Origin of the sequence: Altericroceibacterium spongiae (assembly GCF_003610805.1) — a bacterium.
Taxonomy (GTDB): domain Bacteria; phylum Pseudomonadota; class Alphaproteobacteria; order Sphingomonadales; family Sphingomonadaceae; genus Altericroceibacterium; species Altericroceibacterium spongiae.
This window is the reverse complement of sequence record NZ_RAPF01000013.1, coordinates 39253-63686: the sequence shown is the minus strand read 5'-3', so window position 1 is coordinate 63686 and position 24434 is coordinate 39253. Positions and strand designations below refer to the sequence as shown.

Here is a 24434-nt window from a genome sequence, read left to right as displayed (position 1 = left end):
GCTCAATCCGGCGCATCTGCGCACGGCTCAACAAAAACGGTACATCCATCGGCAGCGCCTCCTCGACACTACCATTGAATCAACCAATCATACCCCACGCAAGCAATTTAATAGGTCCTGAGCCTAGTAGATTAATTTATATTATTTAATAATATTTGCCGGCAAACTACGGAAAGCGCGGGAAATATTGTTCAAAGCGCGAACGGGCTGCCCGGTAATTTCAAACCCGGAAATCTGTTCCGCCATGGCCGTGAAAACGGCTGTCAGCTCCATGCGAGCCAGACCCTGACCGGCACATCCATGCGGACCGTGGCCGAAGCCGAGATTCATTTTTTCCTTGCGATCGATGATAAAGCGATCCGGCTGTGCAAATTGCCGGTCATCACGATTGGCGCTGGCATAAGAGACGATCACGCGGCTTCCTGCCGGTATCACGGTTCCGTCCGACATCTCGGCATCCTGACTGCACCACCGGCTGAAATTCTGCAGCGGCGATTCAATACGGACGATTTCGTTGGCCGCACTGACAGCAAGCTTCGGATTGCTGCGCAGCTTGTTCCACTCATCAGGATTATCGGCGAACAGCCAGATGCTCGACGCCATAGCGCTGATCGTGGTTTCGAAAGCGGCAACGATATAACCTGCCAGCATGCCGATGGCCGTCTCGCGGGTAATCGCGCCCTGATGCGAGGCTTCGATCAATCTGGAAGCGAAGCCGCCCTCGATCGCCCGGTTATTGTCGTAAACTTCGGTAATCAGCTCCATCATTTCCTGAAGCGTGGCGAGCCCGCTGCGCATTCTGGCATTGTCCGGCCCGGCAGCATTCCACGACCCTTCGGCGAGCTTCAGGAGGCTGGGCCTGACATCCTCGGGCCATCCGATCAGATCCATGACAACGCCGATTGGCAAATCATGCGCAAAGTCGGCCACCGCATCGAATTGCTGCATGTCGACAAGGCGTTGCGACAGGGCTTCGGCCCGCCCGTCAATCGTGTCGGCCAGCGGTTTCAGCGCCACCGGGCCGAGCACTTCATTGATCATTTTGCGCCGCTCCGTATGGACCGGCGGGTCCTGGCAAATCAGGGCTTCGTCCCATGCCTCATTGATAATCGGATTGAGGCCGATACCCTTGTCGGAAGAAAAGGTCTGCCAGTCGCTCAAAGCCTTACGAACATCCTTGAAGCGACCGATGAACCAAACGTCGAAACGCTCAAGATAAACGGCAGAGCCCGCATCTCTCAGAGTGCGATAGCTTTCATACGGATCACTCAGAACTTCATCCGAATAAAGATCGATGTCGGAAACAGGAACGTCTGACAGATTCGTCATCATCCAATTCCTTGTTTGCCGGGGGCGATAATATTGTTGGGATCGAGCGTGCGCTTCAGACGTGCATTCACCTGACGATTAGTATCGCCATACTGGTCTGCCACGAGGTCCATCGTGGAAATGCTGGAGCGATAGGCACACCAGCCCTTTTCCCCGAACCGGGTAATCATTTCTTCCATGCACTGTGCGGCGCGTTTTTCCTGTTCCGGGTCCGACTTATCGAACATCAGGAAAATAATGTGATGAAGCTCACGGCCGCCTACGGCATAGGCGGGGGCATAATCGAAATTATATTTGCCCATGATTTCCTTGGCCAGAACGGTCTGCGCCTTCGGCTCTTCGCCCTTGGCCGGAGCGACCGGCGCAAAGGCTACCATCCCGCCGCCATTGCCGCGCCAGCGGACAATGCCGATTTCTTCGAGCGACATGCCGCCACGCATCAGCGTGGCATGATGGTGGAACCAGGGGCTGTCCCCCATATCCTCTTCGGTCAGAACCTCACCGCCCGAGGCTTCGAAAGCGCCGCGAATGATCGGTTCGGTGGCAGCAATAATCTCGTCGGTACCGTATAGGGCAAAATAGGTGTTCCACATGCCGAGACCGTTCTTGGCCGCGGCCTTCTTCACGACATCGTCAGGAATCGAGCCTTCTTCGCTCCAGAATTCTTCGCGGCGATGGAACATCGCCAGCTGATACGCCGCGCCCATAATCAGAACGCCATTAGGGATCAGATTATTCATCCGGAACGGGCGGATCGTATCGGTGATTTTCCCAATATCGTCCGCGTCCGGGTGCCGCACCATAAAGGGTTTATAGACCGGAGGCTTGGGCATAAGCCACATGCCCAGCTTGGTAACAATGCCGAAATTGGACTGGGTAAACAGGCCGTCCAGATAGGGCCCATAGCCCCATTTGAAGGCCTGCCAGGTGGTCGAATTTTTCACCGATCCCATACCGGTTTTCAGGATGGAACCGTCGGGCAGCACCACTTCCATTCCGCACTGGAACATGAAGTGATCGCCATAGGGCGTATAGCCAACGCCCCGCTCAAGCGTATTGCCCAGCATGGACACGATCGGGCCGACTGTCGGCACATCGAGCCAGAAAGGCAGATTATGCTTTTCCAGATAGTCATGCATGTCCTGATAGGTGACGCCGGGCTCCACCAGTGCCGTCCCGAGATCCGGATCGACCTCGATGATCCGGTTCATGCGCTTGAGATCGAGCACCATCTGACCGTTGCTGGCCGGGGTCGCCATTCCGTATCCCATATTCTTTCCGGTGGAGACCGGCCACATGGGCAGCTTATATTTATTGGCCACTTTCAGGATGGCCTGCACTTCCTCGACCGAAGCAGGCGCGACCGCGCCCGAGGGAAGATACAGCCCCTCCGGATCGGGGATGAAGCTCTTATTGTAACTGACTGTGCTTTGCGCATCGGCGAAAACCCAGTCATTGCCAACGATACTGCGCAGCTCCTTGATTGCTGCGGCAAAGACGTCACGGTCCATTTCCGCCGGCAGCATTCTGGTACCGTTCAACGGCGATGCCAGAGCTTGACTGGCCATGACGGCTGAACCGACAGCCCCTGCACGAAGCATATCTCTGCGTGAAAAGCCGTTCATTGCCCATGCTCCGTGCTGTCCGCTTTGGATGTACTGATCCACTCAGAAAGCGCTGAAAGCTCCTGAGGGCTGATCTCTGTCGGCTTGAAAGCAGGCATCGCACCGCTGCCATTGCGGACGAAAAATTCGATCGTTTCGGCAGGTAACTGACGCCCGCGAATGATGGGGCCGACATTATGGCCGTGACAATAGCCGCAAGTGGTATCGTAGATGACTTCCGGTTCGCGCGGCGTCGCAGTACCATTGGCCGGAGCGCTGCAGGACGCCAGCAACACCCCTCCCGCAATGCCGGACCCGGCAAGAACTAAAAATGCGGGCAGCCCGCCACGCACCGGTCGCACCGGAACCTGTGCCATTTCCCATCTCCCATTTCTTCGCTCTGCCGAAATCGAACGCCCGTTCAAATTTCGACAATTTGTCTATTTTGATTCGGTTAGACTATATTTTACAAACCGTCAATATTGGTTAGGCAAACCGGAACGAGGGAATGGATTGGATATCAAAAGGCACGATTTCAGAGGTTGAAGAGACACGGCCGAAGCGGGTGGGAAGGGGGGGCTGCACAAACCGGGCCACGAGCATCTCGGACCGGGCAACTGATCCATTCCGAATGGCTACAGGATCGTACAACGGAGTACAGTCACCGCGATGCTGGCGGTAGCTGCAATATAATGCACCTTCAAATACCCTTATCAAACAGCTAGGGAGCCTGGATGAAAGCGGTAATCTTGAGTGCAGGACATGGTTCGCGCCTGCTTCCCCTTACACTCCATACGCCAAAATGCCTTGTCCCGGTGGACGGCCGCGAGCTTCTGTTGCACCAGCTCCTCGCGCTACGCGAGACAGGAATTGAAGAGGCGGTGCTGGTAGTCGGCTATCGCCACGAACAGATCGAAGCATTCGTGCAGCAGGAATTGCCGGTGCGTGTGACGACACTTTTCAACCCGTTCTGGTCGATCGCGAACAGTATCGGCAGTGTCTGGGCCGCACGTATGCATCTGGATACACCCTTTTGCCTGATGAACGGTGACACGCTGTTCGATAGGGTGGTCCTTACGGATAGTTTCCGTCGCTTGCAGGCAGGCGTCAGCTTACTGGTCGAACCATGCGGTACACCTGAAACGGACGATATGCGTGTGCATGTCGAGCAAGGGCAAGTGCAGCAGGTTTCAAAAGTGCTTCCCGATAGTCTGACGACGCATCGGTCGCTGGGCGTGATCGTCAGTAATGGAGGAACCTCCTATCGTGACGCGCTCGACGCGGTTATCCAACAGGATGGAGGACCCGCCAACTATCATCATGCAATCATTGCCCATCTGGCTCAGCAAGACCATGTAGCAGCCATCTCTCGCGGCCAGGGTGACTGGCAAGAGATCGACCGTCCCGATGACATCTCCCGCTGGCAGCGACGTCATGGAGAAGGAGCGTGACAGAGCGCCGCGCGGCATTCCTCTTTCTCGGCGAAACTTTGCTTATTCCGCACCTCTTTCCGATCGTCGAAGCGCTGGCAGCGGCCGATCCGAATTTGCCTGTCGATCTGTGGGTCAGCACCTCAATGCATGAAGAGCTGCTCGGCGGTTGGATCGCAGACCTGCCCAATGTCTGCATCCGGCGAGCACCCGGTTTCCGCAAGGTTGCGGCGATACAAGGTCGCAATCCGAAATTGCCGGCCAAGCTGCCAATGCTGGCTCGGCTCGCTCCGGTGCTTTCGCGGAGCCGCGTCGCAATATGCGCCGAACAGACGAGTTTGTGGCTGCCTACACTTCTGCCGATGCCGACACGTTTCGTGAAGACTTCACACGGGGTCGGCTCGATGAGTGCACGCGACGACCGGCGCCGGCGTTCGGCGGCGCGCACACTGGTACCCAGTGAGCGAGAGCGCGCTACTTATCTCGAACGCGGTATGCCACCTGACGATATCGTTGCCACCGGTTATGTAAAAGCAGGCTTTGTGCACCGCACCGAAAGCAGGCCCAACTTCGCGCAGACACGGCCCGTCATCCTCTATAATCCTCACTGGCAGCACCATCGCTCTTCCTGGTGGGACTGGGGCGAACAGGCTGTGCAGGCCATTGTAGCGAGTGGCCAATGGAACCTGATCTTTGCACCGCACCAGCGTCTCATCGAAAAAGTACCGGAACTGCGGACTCTGTGCGCCAAGCTTAATGAGCGCGATGACGTGCATTGCGATTATGACAGTTTTGCCGCCGTCGATGGCAGCTATACCGCTGTAGCGGACATCTATCTTGGCGACACGTCGAGCCAGTTACTCGAATTCCTGATCCGTCCACGGCCGGCAGTCTTCCTCGATCCGCGTGAAATCGCATGGGAAAGCGACCCGAGTTACGCCATGTGGGCATGCGGCGACGTCGTAACCGATCTTGACGCCCTGCTGCCTGCACTCGCAGCCGCAGCGGCGAGCCATACACGCTATGCTTCCAAACAGGCTACACTCGCCTCTGATGCACTGGGCGATGTCAGTGGTGCAGCAGCCGAACGCGCGGCCCATGAAATACTGACCGTGCTGCACGGATAGATGGCAACAGGCAGATCACTCGCATGATCGGGATATCAGCTTCGCTTGCCACTTCCTTATCAGGATATCGGCGCGCCGCGAGCGGGCGCGCCTTTTCCTTTCACGATGTCGAAAGTATCTGCGTGATGCCGCCATCGATAACGAAATCGGCTCCGGTGACCCATTCCGCCTCGTCGGAAGCCAGATAGAGCGCACAATTAGCGATATCTTCAGGCTGGCCCGCCCGTCCGATCGGTTGCATATCGTTCACCTCGGCAAGCTGCTCTTTCGTCAGAACACCAAGAGCCGGGGTCAGGATCGTACCCGGAGAGATCGAGTTCACGCGGATTTTGTGCGTCGCTCCCTCGGCCGCAAGCTGCCGGGTCAGCGCCAGCACTCCGCCTTTGGCGGCAGCATGGGCCGCTTGCCCGGTTGCGCCATACCCGCGATGGCCGATCACCGAAGCCGTGTTGATAATAGCCCCGCCACCTTGCGCGACTAAGTGGTTCCATGCGGCGCTGCTTGCGTAGAACACCGTGTTGAGCTCCATGTTGATCGTGTGAGCCCAGTCTTCCCGCGTCATCTCACCGAAGGGGCTCATCCGTGGATTGCCCGCATTGTTGTAGAGAACGTCGATCCTTCCGGCGCTGGCGACACCGCCATCGATCCAGCGTGTCACCGCGTCGGGATCTGTCAGATCGACGATGGAAGAGTCCATTTTACCACCCTGCGCGCGCACCATTTCGGCAGTCTCCGCCGCTTCCTTTTCTTTCAGGTCGCAACCAATGACATATGCGCCCTCTTTCGCAAAAAGGAGCGCTGCGCTGCGTCCCTGGCCGCCGGCGGTTCCGGTGATGAACACGACCTTGTCATTCAATCTTCCCATGAATTTTTCCTGTTCTCTCCCCTGCGCGAAGACCGTCTTTCCACAAGGGAGGTCATTTAAACTAGACGGCGCTGTCTAGTTTTATTAGAAGTAGACGCAGGCGTCTAGTTGTTTGTCCGCTATTCGTCTGATTGTTGGTATGGCGGAGAAGAAAACCTTGTCTCAGGTGTACGAAGGTAAGCCGGTTTCAGAAGAAACTGCGCGCGTGACCCTACGCGCGCCGACGCAACCGCGCGGCCAGGCACGTGTCGACGCCATCCTTGATGCGGCAGCCGGGATTATTGCGGAGAAGGGCATGGCCAGACTGACAATGCACGGCATTGCCCGCCAGGCATCGACTTCCATTGGCTCTCTTTACCATTTCTTCCCCGATCAGGCCGGTGTGCTCGAAGCACTGGTTGCGCGACACAATGCGCGCATCGAGCAGATCAAGACTGAACTCGATGCCATTCCGGCAAATATCTGGCGAGACCTTTCGGTCGATGAAGCTATCGAGCGTCTCATTTCCCCCTATCTCGAATATGCCAGACAGCACCCCGATTTCTTCCCCTTAATGCACGGTAAGCGCACACCGGACGAGGAAGCGGGCTTTATCGAAGGGGTGGGGCGCATGCTGGCGGCGCGCATGCCGGAACTATCTTCATCGGCGCTGGAGCGACATGCGGCGATGCTGCATGCCATGGCGGCGGGCACATTGCATGTGGCCTATATACTCGAGCCTGAACAATTGGCTTTTTACATGCGGGAAGTTCCCCGCGCATTGACCGCCTATCTGGCCGACATCGAGCGCGAAACGCATGGCTGAATCAATGAAATATCAGACAATGGAGCATGACCGGCCACGCAAGCGGGTGGTGATCGTGGGCGGCGGCATTGCCGGGCTGGAAATGGCGACAGCGCTGGGACGGAAATGGTCCCGGAGGCGTAACGCACCCTCGGTGATGCTCATCGACCGGGATTCGGCCCATATCTGGAAACCCATGCTGCATACCATCGCAGCCGGTACGCGCGATATCTCTCAGCAACAAACGCCTTACATCGCCCAGGCTCACAATGCCGGTTTCGAATATCAGCCCGGCGAGATGTGCGGGCTGGACCGCGATGCGCATGAAATCACGATCGCTGCGCTGCTAGCCCCGGACGGACGCGTGCTGGTGCCACAGCGTAAAATTGGCTTCGATTATCTGATTATGGCCGTCGGCAGCGAAGCGAATGACTTCGGTACGCCGGGTGTGGCCGATCACTGCTTCAGGATAGACTCACGCCTGCAGGCCGACGCATTCAATCGTGAAGTGCGCATCCATATGCTTCAGTGTCTCGCTCAGGATAAGGATCTCTCGATTGCCATCGTTGGCGGCGGGGCGACCGGCGTCGAGCTGGCCGCCGAACTCGTGCGCCTGACCGAAACCGCGACGAGCTATGGGGCAGACACGCTGCCCTCGCGGATCAGCATCACCCTGATCGAGAGCGGTGAAAGGCTGCTGGCCGCGTTTCCTCAGAATATTTCGTCCGCGACCCGCACACGGCTCGAAGGGCTCGGCGTGAAGGTCATGACCGGCGCGCAGGTTAGCGGTGCGCGGGACGAAGGCTTCACGCTTGCCGATGGCTGGCGGATAGATGCTTCGCTCAAGGTCTGGGCTGCCGGCGTTAAAGCACCGGCGTTCCTCGCCCAACTGGGCGAGCTGGATTGTAGCCGGAACAATCAGCTCGTTGTGCGACCTTCGTTGCAGACACGCCAGGATCCGGCGATCTTTGCCATCGGCGACTGCGCCAGCCTGACCTTGCCGGGCGAGGAACGGCCATTACCGCCCACAGCCCAGGTCGCCCATCAGCAGGCACAACACCTTATCCGTCATCTGCCGAGGATGCTGTCGCATGGCGAGCCGGTGCCCGACTTCACCTATCATGATTTCGGCTCCCTCGTCTCGCTGGCCGATTACGATGCCTATGGTTCGCTCGGCAAGTTCGGCCTGTTCAAGGGGGCGACGATCCGCGGACGTCTGGCGCAGCTGAGCCATGCCATGCTGTACCGTAGTCATCAGGCGCGGCTCTATGGGTTCTGGCGGGGCGGACTGGTCTGGCTGATCGACCGGCTGAACACACGATTGCGCGCCACGATCCGGCTCGACTGAAGGATGATGGCATGAACGGGTCAAGCGTCAGGAACAGGCATGGGAAGAAAATGAGCAGAAGCACTCTTTTCTCTGCTGACCGAATTAACCGGTTAAACAACACCATGTCCGCCGAAGTTCCGGCCGCGTTTTAACCTCCAATCCTCACAGAATAACAGCAAGGAGCCTTTTATGATTCTGCCCGCTTCGGATGACACACGCGGCAATCTGGCCCGATATCCATCGGAAATGAAGACTGGATGGGGCTGGGTACTCGCCTACGGTATCATCGTCATGCTGATCGGTCTTATCGCGCTTTTCAATCCGCTGGCGACGGGTCTTGCGACCGGCATCCTGCTGAGTATGGCGCTCCTGATTTACGGCGTGCTGGCACTCGTTACCGGTTTCTCGTCACTCTCACGCCGGGCGCGGTGGCTCGAAGTCCTGCTGGGTGTCCTCAGCATCGTCGCAGCCGGATTAATGTTCTTCAATCCCTTCGCCGGAGCGTTTTCTCTGGTGATCCTCATCGGAGCATGGTTGTTCGCCATTGGCATTTTCGAAATCGTCGGCGCCTTCAGATCGCGATATGACCGTCTCTGGCGCTTTGTGCTCGGCATTATCGACACCATACTCGGCGGCATATTGTTATTTGCCAATCCGGTATCCGCTCTCACCTTTCTGGCCGCAGTGATCGGCATCAGCTTCCTCATCCGGGGAATCTTCCTTGTCACGCTTGCGCTGGGACTGCGGAGAATCGAAAGAAGCTGATCCCGGTATTGGCGCAGCTGTGATGCAACAATACATTATCCCATCCATTATTGGTTTCTTGATGCTCCTGCTTATTGCAGGGATTATCATCCGTTTACGTTATCCTCTGCCACCGCTTGGGGACCGGCCTGCGCCCCGGCCTCCGGGTGATACCGGAAACACGCCGCTCGGCCGTGGCGCAGCGACAGCTATGGAAGGTCATCACGGCCTGTCCGGCATTCATCTGCTCGATGACAGGCGTGAGGCTTTTGCCGCACGTATCCTGCTGGCGCGCGAGGCAAAGCGATGCCTCGATCTGCAATATTATATCTGGCAGAATGATCTGTCCGGCACGCTGATGCTCGAAACGGTCCGGGAGGCGGCAGACCGGGGCGTATATGTACGGATGCTGCTGGACGATAACGGGACTACCGGACTGGACGCAACGCTCGGTGCGCTCGCGCGGCATCCCAATATTGAAATCCGACTGTTCAATCCCTTCGTGCTCCGCAAGCCGAAACTGCTCGGCTATCTGGCCGACTTCCCGCGATTGAACCGACGTATGCACAATAAGAGTTTCGTCGCCGACAATCAGGCAGCGATCATCGGCGGCCGCAATATCGGGGACGAATATTTCGGTGCGCGGCAACAGGGCCTGTATGCCGATCTCGATGTCCTCGCTATCGGCCCGGTCGTGCGCGACGTGTCGAACGACTTCGATCGTTACTGGGCGAGCCCGTCCGCCTATCCCGCAGACAGCATTCTGCCGCCGGTGCCGGAAGGCGACCTGGCCGGGCTTTCTGCTCAGGCCGCGCTTGTGGAGCAAGACCCCGCTGCGCAAACCTATGTGTCGGCGGTGCGCTCACTGCCTTTCAACAAGCAGGTCGTTTCCGGAACACTCCCGTTCGAATGGGCACAGGTCCGGATGATCAGTGACGATCCGGCTAAAGCACTGGGGAGGGCCAGGCAGGACCGGCTACTTGCTCCGACCCTCGGCAGGATTATTGGCCGTCCACGCAGGAATCTGCGTCTGATATCGGGCTATTTCGTACCCACACAGGCTGGTGTCGACACGCTCGCTGCAACAGCCGCGCAAGGCCGGGACCTCGCGATCTTTACCAATGCCTTCGAAGCCACGGACGTCTGGATCGTCCATGCCGGCTATGCCGGGCGTCGCAAAGCCTTGCTCCGCGCCGGAGTGCGCCTCTTCGAAATGCGGCGCCCCGCACGAGAGCGGACGGCGGCGGATAGGCGGAAGCTAATGAGCACCGGTTCGGGATCGGACGGCAGCGGTGTAAAGGAGGGGCCCGTCCTGCGATCCAGCAATGCGACATTGCATGCCAAGACTCTTATAATAGACAGCGAGAAGATTTTTATCGGCTCGTTCAATTTCGATCCCCGCTCGGTTCATCTCAACACCGAACTCGGCTTCATTATCGAAAGCCCGAAGCTTGCCACCTACATGGCCAAAGGTTTTGCTGACCATGTCCCGCAGGTGGCCTATGAAGTGATCCTGACGCAAGGCGGCAAGCTGGCCTGGCGCGAGCAAGACACGCAAGGAGAGAAGCTTCACAGGACTGAACCGGGAACGAGCAGGTTCCAGCGGTTCGGCATCACATTCCTGTCCCATATGCCGATCGAATGGATGCTCTAGCTGCCCGGTTGCGATATATCGCTGGGCAATCTTTCATGACGAACAAACAGCCTTGTCGGCCGAGGCGCAAAACAGGCCATGGCTGCCGACATGAACTGGCAGCGCACGAGCGCGGCACTCGATCTGGCAATGGCGAACCTGTCGCGGCTCGCCATCGAGATTGACGGAAACATCCTCGTCAGCTTCGAAGAAAATCCGATCCGAACGCGTCCGGACGGCAAGTTTCTCCAGACTCTCCGGTCCTTCGAGCAACAAGCCGTGCATCGCCCTGGCACGAGCGTCCCTCAAAACTTCCGGCAGAATGAAGAGATCGATCTGCCCATCGTCAAGACATGCGGCCGGGCACAATGAAATGCCGCCCCCGGCCTGACGACCATTGCCCAGCGCAAAGGCGAGGAAACGCCCCTCCCATTCGAAATCGTCCGTGCGAAAGCGGCCTCTGCAGGCTTCCAGATCCTTCAGTCGGCTGAGGCCGCTGAGCACATAGGCCAGCCCGCCCACATGCCGCTTAAGGGCCGGATCGGTTTGCGCTGTCACCTGTGATCCGAAACCACCCGAGACCAGGTTGAAGAAGGGAGCACCGTTTAGCAAACCGACATCCATCAGGCGCGGAGATGTTGAGACGATCAGTCGCAGGGCCGCCTCAGGATCCTGGGTGGGGATATCCGTCGAATGCGCGAAGTCATTGGCCGTACCGAGCGGCAATATTCCGAAGGAGCAATATGCCGGTGGTGACGCAAGCCAGGCCGACGCGAACACTTCATTGAACGTACCATCGCCGCCACCCGCGACAATGCGCTCGATCTTTTCCCGTCTCGCATCCTCGACGGCTTCGCGCGCGAGGCGGCGTGCATCACCGGCTTCCCAGGTAACGCGTACGCCGATCTCATGACCTTCCGCGCGTAATTTCGTCACCGCAGCGCGTACCTGCATATTGCCGGCAGCCTTGCCGTGAAGGATGATCCTGATACGCGTCATTTCCATATTCCGGATATCATTGATACTTGGAATATGACGATTACGCCGGTTGTACTCTACCGCAAGCCATATTGCTGAACAGGCCTTGATGGCCATTCAGCTTCAGAACGTTGAAGCGCCGCCTCGAACCGTCGGAACTGAGGCTGTCTATGATGCAACACTTCTAAGCTCAGCTCACACCCGGTTAGATCGATAATAATAGTTATGTTAAATTATACACAATCACGATTTAATACTTTGCAGTTTCCCGACTTTCTGCGCTGCCGACATGCTGGTGACGAGAATCTCGTTGCCATCAACCACAATGGCTACATCTTCCATTCCGATGACAGAAACACGCGGGCCATCGCTGTCGACCAGTACATTGTTGCAATCCACCAATTCCACAACACCGGAGGCACGGTTACCCGCCTGATCCGCTTTTCGCGCATCACGCAGGGACTGCCAGTTACCAATATCCGACCAACCCATGGAAGCCGGCACCATAGCGGCCCGAGCCGTTTCCTCCATAACGGCGTAATCGACGGATTCGCTTTCAATCTGTGCGAACGTATCGCTATCGGGATGGAAGAGATTGCCTTCTTCCTTACCCAGCTCAACGGAGCGAATAGCAGCAGCCGCAATTTCAGGCCGATGGCGGGAAAGTTCTTCCAGGAAAAACCCGGCCCGGAAAGCAAAAATGCCGCCATTCCAGCTATAACCGCCATCAGCTAGAAAGGCTTTGGCCCGTTCCAGATCGGGTTTTTCAACGAATCGATCAATCGTGTAGCCACCTTCAATAGGCTCACCACGCTTAAGGTAACCATAGCCGGTTTCGGGCATGGTCGGCGCAATACCGAAAGCCACCAGCCAGTCCTGCGCAGCCAGCTGAGCTGCAGCATTCGCGGCTTGCTGAAAAGCAGCAACATCAGCGATATAATGATCGCTCGGACAAACGAGCATAATGGCGTCAGCAGGCAGACGCGCGGCTGCAAGCGCGATCGCAGCAGCAGTATTACGCGCCATAGGTTCGACAATCACGCCGACGCCCTGCCCCGTTCCCCCCTGCTTCAGCACATGCGGAACGTGAGCGTCGCCTGTAACGATCAACGGCCTGGTGAAAGAACTCTCACCCGCGCATCGCTCCAAAGTGGCTTCGAACAAGGTAAGATCACCGATCAACGGCAGAAAAGGTTTCGGTTTTTCGGGACGGCTTCGCGGCCACAAGCGCGTTCCGTTCCCACCACACAAAACCACTGGCGTAATCTTCGTCATGTCCTCGTCTGGTCCTTCTGCAAGAAGCTTCAAATATGCTGCGACGCAGCAGCAATGCTCGCAAGTGCGAAGAATAGCGTGGATTTATGTAATTACCATGAGATTGATGAGAATTTGATCTTAAAATTTACACTCACGACACTAATCACGCCCCGTCGCCGCGATCCCCTCACGCAAAATGCTGCTGGCGACTTCGGCAATATCCATGGCTTTCCGGTCATCCGACCAGACCGCATAGCGCAGGCCGAGAAAGACATTCATGCCCATAATTGCCCAGGCATGCGCTTCGCTTAGATCCTCGCGCAATTCGCCCTTGTCGGCGCCTTCTTTCAACCGGGCGAACATACGGCTCGCGGTATTTTCATAATGCGCCCGAAAGCTGGCCGGATCGACGAATTCGGCTTCGTCGATAATCCGGTAAATCTCCTTATGCTCCCGCGCGAAACGCAGGAAAGAGGTCAGCGCCTGCCGTTCCTGCTCCAGTGACGCTGCGTCAGGATCGTGGGTTTCCTTCACTGCATCGCGCACACCGCCGCTCAGATCGCGCACCAGCGCGCGGAAGATTTCATCCTTCGAATCGAAATATGTATAAAAACTGCCCAGCGCCGTGCCCGCACGCCGCGTGATCCCGGTGATCGAGGCTTCGTGAAAGCCGTGCTCACCAAATTCCAGCGCTGCCGCATCGAGCAATTTGCGCAAGGTTCTGCGCCCCCGCTCGGTACGCGGCGTCTTGCCATATTCTGTCTGCGGGCGCCCGGTTTCACTGTCCATCGCGTTCTTCGCTACTCCCATGGTCCGGCCTTGGCAAACATAACAAGTTGAAACATGGTTCAACATTCAATACACTGCCACGTATAAAATAAGAGTTCGTGGGAGTTCAGGATGATGAAGGCGCATATTTTTGCCGCAAGCCGCCATGCGTGGCTGATCGGCAGTGCATTGAGCGGAACGATACTGGTCACCAGCCCGGCAGCGGCGCAGGACGATCAGGCAGACAGACCACCCGAAAGAACCGCGCAAGCCACCGCAAATGCCGTGGCGGCGCAGAATGGCGGGGAAATTCTCGTGACCGCACGGCGGCGGGAGGAACGGCTTGTCGATGTGCCGGTCGCCGTCACCACCTATAGCGGGGAGCAACTGGCCAGAAGCGGCGCCGGCGACATCACCGAAATCGCCCAGACCACACCCAATGTGACGCTGGAGCCTTCACGCGGAACCAACTCCACCCTCTCCGCCTTTATTCGCGGGATCGGGCAGCAGGACCCTGTTTCGGGTTTCGAACAGGGCGTGGGCATCTATCTCGACGATGTCTATCTCAACCGCCCTCAGGCCGCCGTCCTCGATATTTACGATGTCGAGCGGGTCGAGGTTTTGCGCGGGCCGCAGGGGACACTCTATGGTCGCAACACGATCGGCGGGGCGGTAAAATATGTCACCAAACCCCTGCCGGACGAATTCGCGTTGAAAGTCCGCGGTACTTACGGGTCTTACGATCAGGCCGATGCAGTGGTGACCGTTTCGACGCCGCTTTCCGATGCAGTGCGGGTCGGCGCGGCGGGCGCCCGGCTGTCACGCGGCGGCTTCGGTACCAATCTCACCACGGGTGAAGACAATTACAATAAGGATATCTGGGCGGCCCGCGGCACATTGGAGTTCGGCGAAAAAGGCGGGCCGGTGCTGGTGCGCCTGTCTGGCGATTATACCAAGGACAATTCCAACAGCCGCGGCGGACACCGGATCATTCCGGGCAGGGTCTCGGGCGCGCCGGTGCTTGACGATGTTTACGATACGCGTGGCGGACTGAACGATCCGACACAGGAGGTGGAAGCCTATGGGCTTTCGGCCAATGCCACTTTCGAACTGAGCGATGCGCTGACGCTGCGCTCGATTACCGCCTGGCGCAAGGATGACAGCGCCTCACCGATCGATTTCGATGCGCTGTCCGCCGTCGATGTCGATGTGCCGGCCTATTATCGTAATGAGCAATTCAGCCAGGAGGTACAGCTCTTATGGGATGATGGCGGGCCGCTCTCAGGGCTTCTGGGCGCTTATTATCTCGATGCCTCGGCCGATACGCAATTCGATGTGCGGCTTTTCACCACGCTTGACGGGCTGACCGCTTTCACACAGGCCGATGTCGATACCAAGACTTTCGCCGTCTTCGGGGACTTCACCTATGATTTTACCGAGCGGCTGAGCCTGTCTCTGGGCGGGCGCTATACATGGGATAAGCGCAGCGCGGATATTCTGCGCCAGAACTATCTCGGTGGCGGATCGCCGGTCTTCGGTGGAGCCGGCACCCCTTTCGGTACACCCAGCACGGATTTTTCCGGCAGCGAGAAATTCACCAAATTCACCCCGCGCGCATCGCTCAGCTTCAAACCCAGTCGCGATCACAATATTTATGCAAGCTATAGTCAGGGATTTAAAGGCGGCGGCTTCGATCCGCGCGGTGTGGGCGTGAACGCCCCCGATCTCGATGAGAACGGCACGGTAGATGAAAGCGAGATCACCGAATTTCTGAGCTTTAAACCGGAAACCGTTGATTCCTATGAACTCGGTTACAAAGGCAGCCTGATGAACGGCGCGCTTTATGTGGCGCTGGCGGCTTTCCGGATGGATTATAAGGATGTGCAGATCCCCGGTTCATCCGGCTGCACGGTGAATGGCGTGGCGACCTTTTGCGGAGTCATCACCAATGCCGGCAAAGCGCGTTTTCAGGGTTTCGAATTCGAAACCAATGCCCGGCTCGCTCGCGATTTCGCAAGCCTGGGCGATGAGCTGCGCCTGATGGGGTCGGTCGGCTATATTGATGCCAAATATAAGGAATATATCACCCAGATCGCGGGAGAAGGCCCGGTGGATGTGGCCGATAATCGCAAGGTACAGAACACACCCGAATGGACCGCCAGCGGCACACTCAATTACACCACTCCGCTGGGGGCGGGCTCATTATCTCTGGGCTCGACAGTGTCTTATCGTTCCAAAACCTATCAATTCGAAATTCCCAATCCCTATATCGATCAGGATGGCTACGCGCTGCTCGACGCCAGTATTGTCTATACGGCCCCCGACGATCGCTGGAGCCTCGGCATTCACGGCAAAAACCTGACCGATAAACGCTACAAGACGTCGGGCTATACGTTCATAGGCGCCGATCCGGTAACCGGGGAGATTCTCACCGATGGCTCGGGCAATCTCATCCCGACACTCGGCACGGAAGGCACGCTGACGGCTTTTTACGGGAATCCTCGGCAGGTCTTTGTAACCGCCACGGTGAAATTCTGATTGCACAGCCGCTGCAGGGCCATAGCTTGGCAGCGGCATTATACTCCACCCTTCGTGTCGCCACGCCTTCTCTCCCGGAGTTCTGACCATGTCCTATCGCCTTCACCGCTATCGTTCAGCCGATGACCGGCTGAACCTCGTCGCGCGCGACTATCCGGCGGATAGCGAGGATGCGCCCGCTCTGTTGCTGATGCACGGCCTGACGCGCAACAGTGCGGATTTCGTACCGCTGGCCGATCATTTGCAGGGGGCCTACCGCCTGATCGTACCCGATCAGCGCGGGCGGGGTCTTTCGGATTACGATTCCGAAGCCGGCAATTATCGTCCCGATATCTATGTGCAGGATATGTTCGCTCTGCTCGACGGGCTCGATATTGCACGGGCCGGCATGATCGGCACATCGATGGGCGGACTGATGGCCATGGTCATGGGAGCGATGCAGCCCGAAAGGGTACAATGCATTGTGCTGAACGACATCGGTCCGGTGCTCGAAGACAGCGGCATCGCCCGGATACAGGGCTATGTCAGCCCCGGCGGCCCGATGACGGACTGGGACGATGCCGCCCGGCGGATCGCGGCGAGCAATGCGCAGGCCTTTCCCCATTATACGCATAAAGACTGGATAGCCTTCGCAAAGCGCACCTGCGCGGAAAATTCCGACGGAACAATCGACTTTGCCTACGACCCGGCAATTGCCGAAAGCATGAGCGGCGCCGAGCCCGACACGGTACCGCCCGATCTGTGGTCGCTCTGGGACCAGCTTCAGGCCATTCCCACACTGATTATTCGCGGTGGCATTTCCGATCTGCTGTCAGCAGATACGGTGCGTGAAATGAAACGGCGCCATTCAGGCCCGATCGCCAGTGTCGAAGTGCCCGATACCGGCCATGCGCCGATCCTCGACGAGACAGCGGCGCTCGATGCGATTTTACCGTTTCTGGCCGAGCGGATGAACTGAGATGGCCGATGCGCCTTCTTCCGCAGGTGATTCCGTCGCCCCGTTTGTCGCCCGGCCCAATCTGGTGCTGGCGATGCTGTTGCTGGTCTATATTTTCAATTTCGTCGACCGGCAAATCCTCGCCATTCTGGCAGCGCCTATTCAGGCTGATCTCGGGTTGAGCGATGCACAAATGGGGTTGCTCGGCGGCGTGGCTTTTGCGGTGCTGTATTCCACACTCGGTGTGCCGCTCGCCTGGCTTGCCGACCGGACGAGCCGAAGCTGGGTCATCACCATATCGCTGGGCATATGGAGCGGCTTTACGGCGCTTTGTGGCTCTGTTCAGTCCTTTACTGGCATCTTTCTGTGCCGCTTGGGCGTCGGTGTAGGGGAAGCAGGCGGCGTCGCCCCGAGCTATGCCGTGATCGGCGATTACTTCCCGCCGAAACGGCGCGCTTTCGCGCTTTCCGTTTATTCGCTGGGCATTCCGCTGGGCTCGACCATCGGGGTTCTGGCCGGAGGTTATATAGCGAGCCAGATCGACTGGCGCACCGCCTTTTTCACTGTCGGTCTGGCCGGTTTGCTGATCGCCATTCCCTTCAAGCTGATCGTCCGGGACCGGCCCCGCCCCACCCGAAGCGACCAGAATGATAGTCCGCAATTCCTTGAAATAGCACGACTTCTGTCACGCAAGCCGTCTTTCTGGCTGCTCGCTTTCGGGGCAGCGTCCAGTTCCATGCTCGGCTATGGTCTGGCCTTCTGGCTACCCAGTCTGCTGCAACGCAGTTTCGGGCTCGATCTGATGCAAACATCGCATTTTATCGGCGCCATCATGCTGCTCGGTGGCGTCGCCGGCATGCTTGCCGGAGGCTGGGTGGCAGACCGCCTCGGCTCACGCGACAAGGCGTTTTATGCCTGGGTACCCGCCTCCGCCTTCTTCATCGGCGTACCGCTTTTTTCCGGCGGTATCTACAGTTCGAATGTATGGGTTGCCTTCGCGCTTTTCCTGATTCCGCAGGCCATGGCTTATGTCTGGCTCGGCCCTGTCCTCACCGCCGTGCAACACCTCGTTCCGCCACCCGCACGCTCCATTGCATCGGCCATGTTTCTCTTGATTAACAATCTGATAGGTATCGGTGGCGGGATCTATGCACTGGGTGCCTTATCCACCGCCCTCACCCCGATCTATGGCACTGAAGCGTTGCGCTATTCGATGTTGTATTCGCTGATTCTCTATGCCTTTGCCGCGATGCTGACCGGATTGGCCGGACCTTTCCTGCGCCGCGACTGGGTGGAAGAGATCCGCACCGATGGTTAGAGTTACGGGACCCGAACGGTCACAACCAGTCCGCCATTCGTACCATTGGCAAAACGGAGTGAACCGCCGAAACGCTCCAGCAGACGATGCGCCGTGGGGATGCCCAGCCCGAAGCCGGGCGTATTGCGTGCCCTGGCTTCATCGACCCGGAAGAACGGATCCAGCACCTTCTCGAAACAATCGGGCGGCAGGCCGGGACCATCGTCGCTAATCGTTATAATCCAGCCTTCCCCCTCCTGCCGGGTAATCGCAATTGTGGCGTGATCGCCATTTTGCCAGGCATTTTCGAGCAGGGGATTAAGTGCCAGAATCAGGGGCTCACGATAGGTTTCAGTCCGCGCCGGATCGGGACCCTGCACTTCCATATGCGCTTCATCGAAACCCGGAAGACTGCGGATCAGCGCATTTAATTCCACCTCTTCTTTTTCACTCGTCAGATGTTGCGCGCGGAGGAATGACTGGAGTGAATTCAGCAGGGCCTCCATTTCCCCGGCACTCGAACGCACAATCTTTGCAATATCGTTCTCTTCCACGAAGCCCGATGCCATTTGCAACCGGCTGAGCGGTGTGCGCAAATCATGGCTGATCGCTTCCCACGATTTTGCCTGATCGCTTTGCAGACCGGAAATCCGCGCCTGCATCGAATTGAAGGAACGAGCCAGCTCGCGCAAATCCTTCGGTCCGCCCTCCTCCGCTTCCACCGCCTGCCCCTGTTCGAACGCATCGATCGCTTCGCGCAAACGCCGCAAGGGCCGCGTCAGCCGATCGAGAACCACCATCGCCGCCATGATCGAAATAAGCGTGATAATCAGCGTCATCATCGTAGCCCGGAAAGCCACCGGCCAGCCCGAGGAAATATCCGGTGAGCGAAAATTCAGCCATTTCCCGTCACGCAATTGCATGGAGCCGACCAGATCCTGTCCGCCACCATTGCGCTGTACGGCGTCGAAGAACAGCTTCCGCTGGCCAAGAGCAGGCTCCCATTCGACTATCTGGCGAGCAATTTCAGTGACATCGCGATCATGTCCGCTGCGTGGAGTCAGCGGGCCATCTGTCACACTTGTCCTGAGGTGAAGCGTGGTTGTGGTCTTGACGGTCGCGGCCGGATCCATCTGATAGAGCCGGTCGCTCACCACCAGCAGCTCGGCTACTCTTCTGGCATGATCGCTGCGGATCGTCTGCCGGTCTATCGCATCATAGAACAGGATACTCGCCACGAACTGAACAGCCGCCACGCCCAGCAGGAGCAGCAGTGCCAGCACGGCAAGACGGTGCGTTCCGAAAAAAGTCCATCGGGCCTGCTTCATAATCCTGCCTTTAAGGCCATCGTCTCCCTTTTATGCACTCTTTCTATTGGGAAACGACCATAGAAAGCAATCGCGGCAATGCGTCCCGATCCTTTCATATTTCTGCTGCAAGGGAGCCGCATGTCCAATATCACGCGATCCGAAGAGGAAACGCCTATGTCCACTGTCAGTCGCCGCCACTTCTTCGGCCTTTCCGCCGGAGGGATATTAGGCAGCACCCTGTTGCCTTATGCCGCCTCGGCTCAAGGCTCGGACTATCCCTTCAAGCTGGGTGTGGCATCGGGTGACCCTCTGCCGGATAGCGTGGTTCTCTGGACACGGATAGCACCCGACATATTCCGCCCTCTGCCATGGCCGGTGGAGGTGCAATGGGAAATAGCCGAAGATCCTGATTTTCAGCGGATTAGCGGTCACGGGCGTGCAGTCGCGACGCCCGAATGGGGCCATTCGGTTCATGCCGAACCGCAGGGTCTGGCTCCAGGTAAAGATTATTATTACCGCTTCCATGCACTAGGCGCCACAAGTGCAACCGGGCGTACCCGTACAGCGCCGGCCTATGGCGCTGCGCTGGACCGGATGCGTTTCGCCGTCTGCGCTTGCCAGAATTATACGCGGGGCCATTATGCCGCCTATCGTGATATGGCCGAACAGCGGCCCGATCTCATCATTCACGTCGGCGACTATATTTACGAACATGCAGGCAGCGACGGGGTTCGCAAAATGCCAGTTCCAGAAGCGGTCAGCCTTGCGGATTACCGCGCTTACTATGCCATGACAAAGACCGATCCCCATCTTCAGGCGGCCCATCAGGCAGCACCGTGGATGATGATCTGGGACGATCACGAAACGATCAACGATTATGCCGGCGACACTTCGCCCACCATGCATGGCCCGGCCATGCACAGGCGCCGCATAGCCGCCTATCGCGCCTATTACGAAAACATGCCTCTACGCCGCGATGCCCGCCCGCTTGAGGCAACGGGCAATATGACGCTGTATCGCCGGGCCGTGTTCGGCGATCTGGTGCAGTTCGATCTGCTCGATACGCGGCAATATCGCAGTCCGCATCCCTGCCCTTATGAAGAGAATTACGAAGCATGGGCGTCCTGCCCTGCGGACGACGTGGCCAGAACCATGCTGGGCGGGAGACAGGAAGACTGGCTTGCCAGAGGCTACGGTATGGCAAACGCACGCTGGAACATGATCGTCCAGACCACACAAATGACACCCTATTTCTGGGAACAGGAAGGGCAGCAAACCTATCGTGCCGACCGCTGGGACGGATATGTTGCCGCACGTGAAAGGCTCTACGATCTGATCCGGAACCGCGCCCCGGCCAATCCCTTTCTGATCGGCGGCGATGTCCATGCCTTTATGGGCAGTGCAGTTCAAAATCTTGCCGGAGAGCCAGTGGCCAGCGAACTGGTCTGCGGAGCCATTTCTTCAAGCGGGGGCGGGCAGGATCGGTATGATCGGGAGACCGGCTATTATAACGGCCTCAACAAACGCTATTTCTTCGATAATCGCCAGAACGGCTATGCTCTGTGCGATGTTTCCCCCTCGCATATAGCGACGCAATTGCGGGCAGTGGAAAATTACACGGATCCGGCCAGCCCCGTGACAACCTTGAAAGCACTGACTTACGAAAATGGTGCTCTGGGTTTCGCCTGACCGGCTTATCTGAAGGGAAATGAAAAGGGCCCGGCAGGCGAGAAGCTTGCCGGGCCCTTTTCGGGTCTTTTAGGTGCGCGGCTTATTCAATCCGCTGGGCCAGTCCGCGATTGAACCAGAGCGCCAGCAGCGTGACAACGGCGCCTGAGAACAGATAGGCACCGCTGGCCGCGAGGCCGAATTTGCTTGAAATCCACAAGGCCACGAAAGGTGCGAAACCAGCTCCGAACAGCCATGCCAGGTCGGATGTCAGTGCGGAAGCCGTATAGCGCAAACGTGGCGGGAAAATCGTCGAAAGCGCGCCAGAGCATTGCCCGAAAGACAGGCCGAGAATGGCGAAACCACCCAGCATATAGATCGCTTCACCGAACTGGCCGCCACTCAGAAGCAAAGGCGCCAGCACCGCAAAAATACCGATAGCGACTGCGCACCAGCCCAACAGGGTCCGGCGACCGATACGATCGGCCAGTGAACCGGAAATTACCACCGCGATCAGACCGATAGCTGCCGCCACCGCTTCGATCAGCAAAAATTCGGAAGGCGTTTCACGCGTATAAAGGAACACCCAGCTCAGCGGGAATACGGTGACCATGTGGAACAGAGCAAAACTTGCCAGCGGAGCGAACGCCCCGGCGACTATGCCGTACCAGCTCGTGGAAATCGTTTCGGCAGCCGAAGCGGGTTGCAGTTCCCGTTGCTCGAACAGCTCCTCATACTCTTCGGTGACCACGATACGCAGACGGGCAAAAAGCGCCACGACATTGATCGCAAAAGCCACGAAGAACGGATAACGCCAGCCCCAGTCAAGGAAATCGGCCGCCGGAAGAGTCGCCACCAGAAACATGAAGAGCAGACTGGCCACGATCAGGCCCAGCGGCGCGCCGAGCTGCGGCACCATCGCCCACCAGCCCTTATGCTTTTCAGGTGCGTTCATCGCCAGAAGCGAAGCGAGGCCATCCCATGAACCGCCGAGCGCCAGACCCTGACCGATACGGAAAATCGCCAGCAGAGTGACGGCCAGATGGCCAATATCGTTATAACCGGGAAGGAAAGCGATGGCTGCAGTGGAGCCACCGAGCAGGAACAACGCCGTAGTCAGCTTGGCTCCGCGCCCGTATCGGTGGTCTATCGCCCCGAAAATCAGCGTGCCGAAAGGCCGGGCGATAAAGGCCAGCGCAAAAATCGCAAAACTGTAAAGCGTGCCGGTCAGTGCATCGACATAAGGAAAGATATGCTGCGGGAACACCAGTACGGATGCGATGGCAAAGACGAAGAAGTCGAAAAATTCCGACGTCCGGCCGATAATCACACCGACAGCAATTTCTCCCGGCTCGACCTTATGGCCATCAGCATGGAGATTGCGGGCGTCCTGCTCGAAAGTGGTTGTCGTCATAATAAGCGGCACACTCTAATCTGATCGTTGCGAACGCTCTTTAGCATATCATCAATGCAAAAAGCAGACGCGTGAGTCGGGCACCCAATAGGGCGCCAAGCGATTGCGCCCCTCCTTTGTCATTGATCTCGCACAAGGGGATTGGACAAAATGTCCTATGGGCGAGAATCGGGGGTCAGACTAGGCGGCGCACCATGCGCCAATATCTTCTTTCCCTCCCGAGACTCTCCGGCCTGAGTCTGGCAGCGATCGCACCCGTTCTGCTCGGTGGCTGCAGCGACCTTGTCGTGCTCGATCCTGCCGGTGACGTTGCCCAGCAACAGGGTGACCTGGTCATCATCTCCACGCTGCTGATGCTCATCATCATTATTCCGGTGATTGCGCTGACGCTGTTTTTCGCTTGGAAATATCGGGCGGACAATAAGGAAGCCCGGTATGAGCCGGATTGGGATCACTCGACCCAGCTCGAACTGGTGATCTGGGCAGCACCGCTGCTCATCATCATTTGTCTTGGTGCATTGACCTGGGTCGGGACACATCTGCTCGACCCCTACAGGCCGCTGGCGCGGACCGAACCGGGTGTGGCGGTAAGCCAGGATGAAAAGCCGCTGGAAGTGCAGGTCGTGGCGCTCGACTGGAAATGGCTCTTCATCTATCCCGAACAGGGTATTGCGACGGTCAACGAATTCGCCGCGCCGATGGACCGCCCGGTCAGCTTCCGTATTACCGGTGCTTCGGTAATGAACAGCTTCTATATTCCCGCCATGGCAGGCCAGATCTATTCCATGCCGGGAATGGAAACCAAGCTGAATGCGGTCTTCAACAAGCCGGGCGATTTCGTCGGCTTCTCGGCCAATTACAGCGGCCATGGTTTCTCCGACATGCGGTTTGCTGCCAAATCGCTGACCGATGATGAATTTACCAACTGGGTTGCCAAAGCGAAAGCCTCGGGCGAAACGCTGGATCGCAAGACCTATCTCGAACTCGAAAAGCCGAGCGAGAAGGAACCGGTTCACCTCTATGCTTCGGCCGATCCGGAACTGTTCGATGCAATCGTGAATATGTGCGTCGAACCGGGCAAGATGTGCATGCATCAGCAAATGGCCATCGACGATCGCGGCGGTATGGGGCTTGCCGGCCTCCAGAAGACCGACGATTTGGTCTATGACAAGACCGCCGCCCGCGGCACCGGTGCTCCGGCCGACTGGAGCAAACCCATCTCCGTCTGCCTCGCTCCCGAAAAAGCGAATATGCCCGGGGCCCGGCCCGGCGATGCACCCGTGGCACTCGATCGCCTGAACGGCCTCGGCCTTCCCCGTAAGACCGGTATCGCTCCGTCATCCTCTTCCGATGCGCTTCTTTCTGCTGCGGCAGAGACTGTATCTGCGCCTACTCGCTCCAATCCCTGACAGGCCCTGAAC

At 57.9% G+C, this 24434-nt stretch carries 20 protein-coding genes; 11 read left to right on the top strand and 9 right to left on the bottom strand.

Annotated features, from left to right (window positions below; translation table 11 throughout):
• Positions 1–141: 141 nt before the first annotated feature.
• Genes D6851_RS16215 through D6851_RS16205 form a run of 3 tightly spaced genes read right to left on the bottom strand, consistent with a single transcriptional unit; the run spans position 142 to position 3310 of the window.
• Positions 142–1332, bottom strand: a complete 1191-nt coding sequence (locus D6851_RS16215) for a cytochrome P450 (protein WP_210210382.1) — start codon at positions 1330–1332, stop codon at positions 142–144.
• Complete coding sequence (locus tag D6851_RS16210) at positions 1329–2954, bottom strand: FAD-binding oxidoreductase (protein ID WP_120325952.1); 1626 nt, start codon at positions 2952–2954, stop codon at positions 1329–1331. The genes D6851_RS16215 and D6851_RS16210 overlap by 4 nt, the downstream gene beginning before the upstream one ends.
• Positions 2951–3310 (bottom strand): c-type cytochrome, encoded by a 360-nt coding sequence (locus tag D6851_RS16205; RefSeq protein WP_120325951.1) that lies wholly within the window; start codon positions 3308–3310, stop codon positions 2951–2953. The genes D6851_RS16210 and D6851_RS16205 overlap by 4 nt, the downstream gene beginning before the upstream one ends.
• Positions 3311–3667: 357 nt before the next feature.
• Between D6851_RS16205 and D6851_RS16200 the strand changes: the two genes are divergently transcribed.
• On the top strand, positions 3668–4384 hold the full coding sequence (locus D6851_RS16200; RefSeq protein ID WP_120325950.1) for a phosphocholine cytidylyltransferase family protein: 717 nt from the start codon (positions 3668–3670) through the stop codon (positions 4382–4384).
• Positions 4381–5490, top strand: coding sequence for a hypothetical protein (locus D6851_RS16195; protein WP_238474169.1), 1110 nt, complete (start codon positions 4381–4383; stop codon positions 5488–5490). Before D6851_RS16200 ends, D6851_RS16195 begins: the two co-directional genes overlap by 4 nt.
• A gap of 100 nt (positions 5491–5590) precedes the next feature.
• Here D6851_RS16195 and D6851_RS16190 read toward each other — a convergent pair whose 3' ends face one another.
• The gene (locus D6851_RS16190) at positions 5591–6355 is read right to left on the bottom strand and encodes an SDR family NAD(P)-dependent oxidoreductase (protein ID WP_120325948.1); all 765 of its coding nucleotides are present in this window, start codon (positions 6353–6355) and stop codon (positions 5591–5593) included.
• A 112-nt stretch (positions 6356–6467) separates the two neighbouring features.
• Between D6851_RS16190 and D6851_RS16185 the strand changes: the two genes are divergently transcribed.
• The 4 genes from D6851_RS16185 to D6851_RS16170 all read left to right on the top strand — a co-directional run bounded on the left by D6851_RS16185 (position 6468) and on the right by D6851_RS16170 (position 10867).
• Positions 6468–7160, top strand: coding sequence for a TetR/AcrR family transcriptional regulator (locus tag D6851_RS16185; protein ID WP_147395510.1), 693 nt, complete (start codon positions 6468–6470; stop codon positions 7158–7160).
• A gap of 4 nt (positions 7161–7164) precedes the next feature.
• Positions 7165–8487, top strand: coding sequence for an NAD(P)/FAD-dependent oxidoreductase (locus D6851_RS16180; protein ID WP_120325946.1), 1323 nt, complete (start codon positions 7165–7167; stop codon positions 8485–8487).
• 171 nt (positions 8488–8658) lie between these two features.
• Positions 8659–9234: an HdeD family acid-resistance protein gene (locus D6851_RS16175; protein WP_238474168.1), complete on the top strand. Its 576-nt coding sequence runs from the start codon at positions 8659–8661 to the stop codon at positions 9232–9234.
• 61 nt (positions 9235–9295) lie between these two features.
• Positions 9296–10867: a phospholipase D family protein gene (locus tag D6851_RS16170; RefSeq protein ID WP_238474167.1), complete on the top strand. Its 1572-nt coding sequence runs from the start codon at positions 9296–9298 to the stop codon at positions 10865–10867.
• A gap of 33 nt (positions 10868–10900) precedes the next feature.
• Here D6851_RS16170 and yegS read toward each other — a convergent pair whose 3' ends face one another.
• From yegS to D6851_RS16155, 3 genes are all read right to left on the bottom strand, one after another.
• Positions 10901–11845: a lipid kinase YegS gene (yegS, locus tag D6851_RS16165; RefSeq protein WP_120325944.1), complete on the bottom strand. Its 945-nt coding sequence runs from the start codon at positions 11843–11845 to the stop codon at positions 10901–10903.
• 222 nt (positions 11846–12067) lie between these two features.
• Complete coding sequence (locus D6851_RS16160) at positions 12068–13099, bottom strand: mannose-1-phosphate guanylyltransferase (protein WP_120325943.1); 1032 nt, start codon at positions 13097–13099, stop codon at positions 12068–12070.
• A 141-nt stretch (positions 13100–13240) separates the two neighbouring features.
• Positions 13241–13891 carry a TetR/AcrR family transcriptional regulator gene (locus D6851_RS16155; protein WP_420797114.1) on the bottom strand — a complete coding sequence of 217 codons (651 nt, stop codon included), beginning with the start codon at positions 13889–13891 and terminating at the stop codon, positions 13241–13243.
• A 93-nt stretch (positions 13892–13984) separates the two neighbouring features.
• On the opposite strand from D6851_RS16155, the gene D6851_RS16150 reads away from it, so the two are divergent.
• The 3 genes from D6851_RS16150 (at position 13985) to D6851_RS16140 (ending at position 18642) form a co-directional block, all read left to right on the top strand.
• Positions 13985–16387 (top strand): TonB-dependent receptor, encoded by a 2403-nt coding sequence (locus D6851_RS16150; RefSeq protein ID WP_120325958.1) that lies wholly within the window; start codon positions 13985–13987, stop codon positions 16385–16387.
• A gap of 88 nt (positions 16388–16475) precedes the next feature.
• Positions 16476–17345: an alpha/beta fold hydrolase gene (locus tag D6851_RS16145; RefSeq protein ID WP_120325941.1), complete on the top strand. Its 870-nt coding sequence runs from the start codon at positions 16476–16478 to the stop codon at positions 17343–17345.
• A gap of 1 nt (position 17346) precedes the next feature.
• Positions 17347–18642 carry a spinster family MFS transporter gene (locus tag D6851_RS16140; protein WP_120325940.1) on the top strand — a complete coding sequence of 432 codons (1296 nt, stop codon included), beginning with the start codon at positions 17347–17349 and terminating at the stop codon, positions 18640–18642.
• A gap of 2 nt (positions 18643–18644) precedes the next feature.
• Here the strand turns inward: D6851_RS16140 and D6851_RS16135 are convergent, their stop codons facing one another.
• Positions 18645–19949: a sensor histidine kinase gene (locus D6851_RS16135; RefSeq protein ID WP_120325939.1), complete on the bottom strand. Its 1305-nt coding sequence runs from the start codon at positions 19947–19949 to the stop codon at positions 18645–18647.
• A gap of 120 nt (positions 19950–20069) precedes the next feature.
• Here D6851_RS16135 and D6851_RS16130 point away from each other — a divergent pair, with 120 nt between their 5' ends.
• A complete protein-coding gene (locus D6851_RS16130) occupies positions 20070–21620 on the top strand; it encodes an alkaline phosphatase D family protein (RefSeq protein ID WP_183030147.1) in 1551 nt (516 codons plus the stop codon).
• An 82-nt stretch (positions 21621–21702) separates the two neighbouring features.
• On the opposite strand, the gene D6851_RS16125 is transcribed toward D6851_RS16130, so the two are convergent.
• Positions 21703–23013, bottom strand: a complete 1311-nt coding sequence (locus tag D6851_RS16125; protein WP_120325937.1) for an MFS transporter — start codon at positions 23011–23013, stop codon at positions 21703–21705.
• A 194-nt stretch (positions 23014–23207) separates the two neighbouring features.
• On the opposite strand from D6851_RS16125, the gene cyoA reads away from it, so the two are divergent.
• Positions 23208–24422 carry a ubiquinol oxidase subunit II gene (gene cyoA, locus D6851_RS16120; RefSeq protein ID WP_120325936.1) on the top strand — a complete coding sequence of 405 codons (1215 nt, stop codon included), beginning with the start codon at positions 23208–23210 and terminating at the stop codon, positions 24420–24422.
• Positions 24423–24434 lie beyond the last annotated feature (12 nt).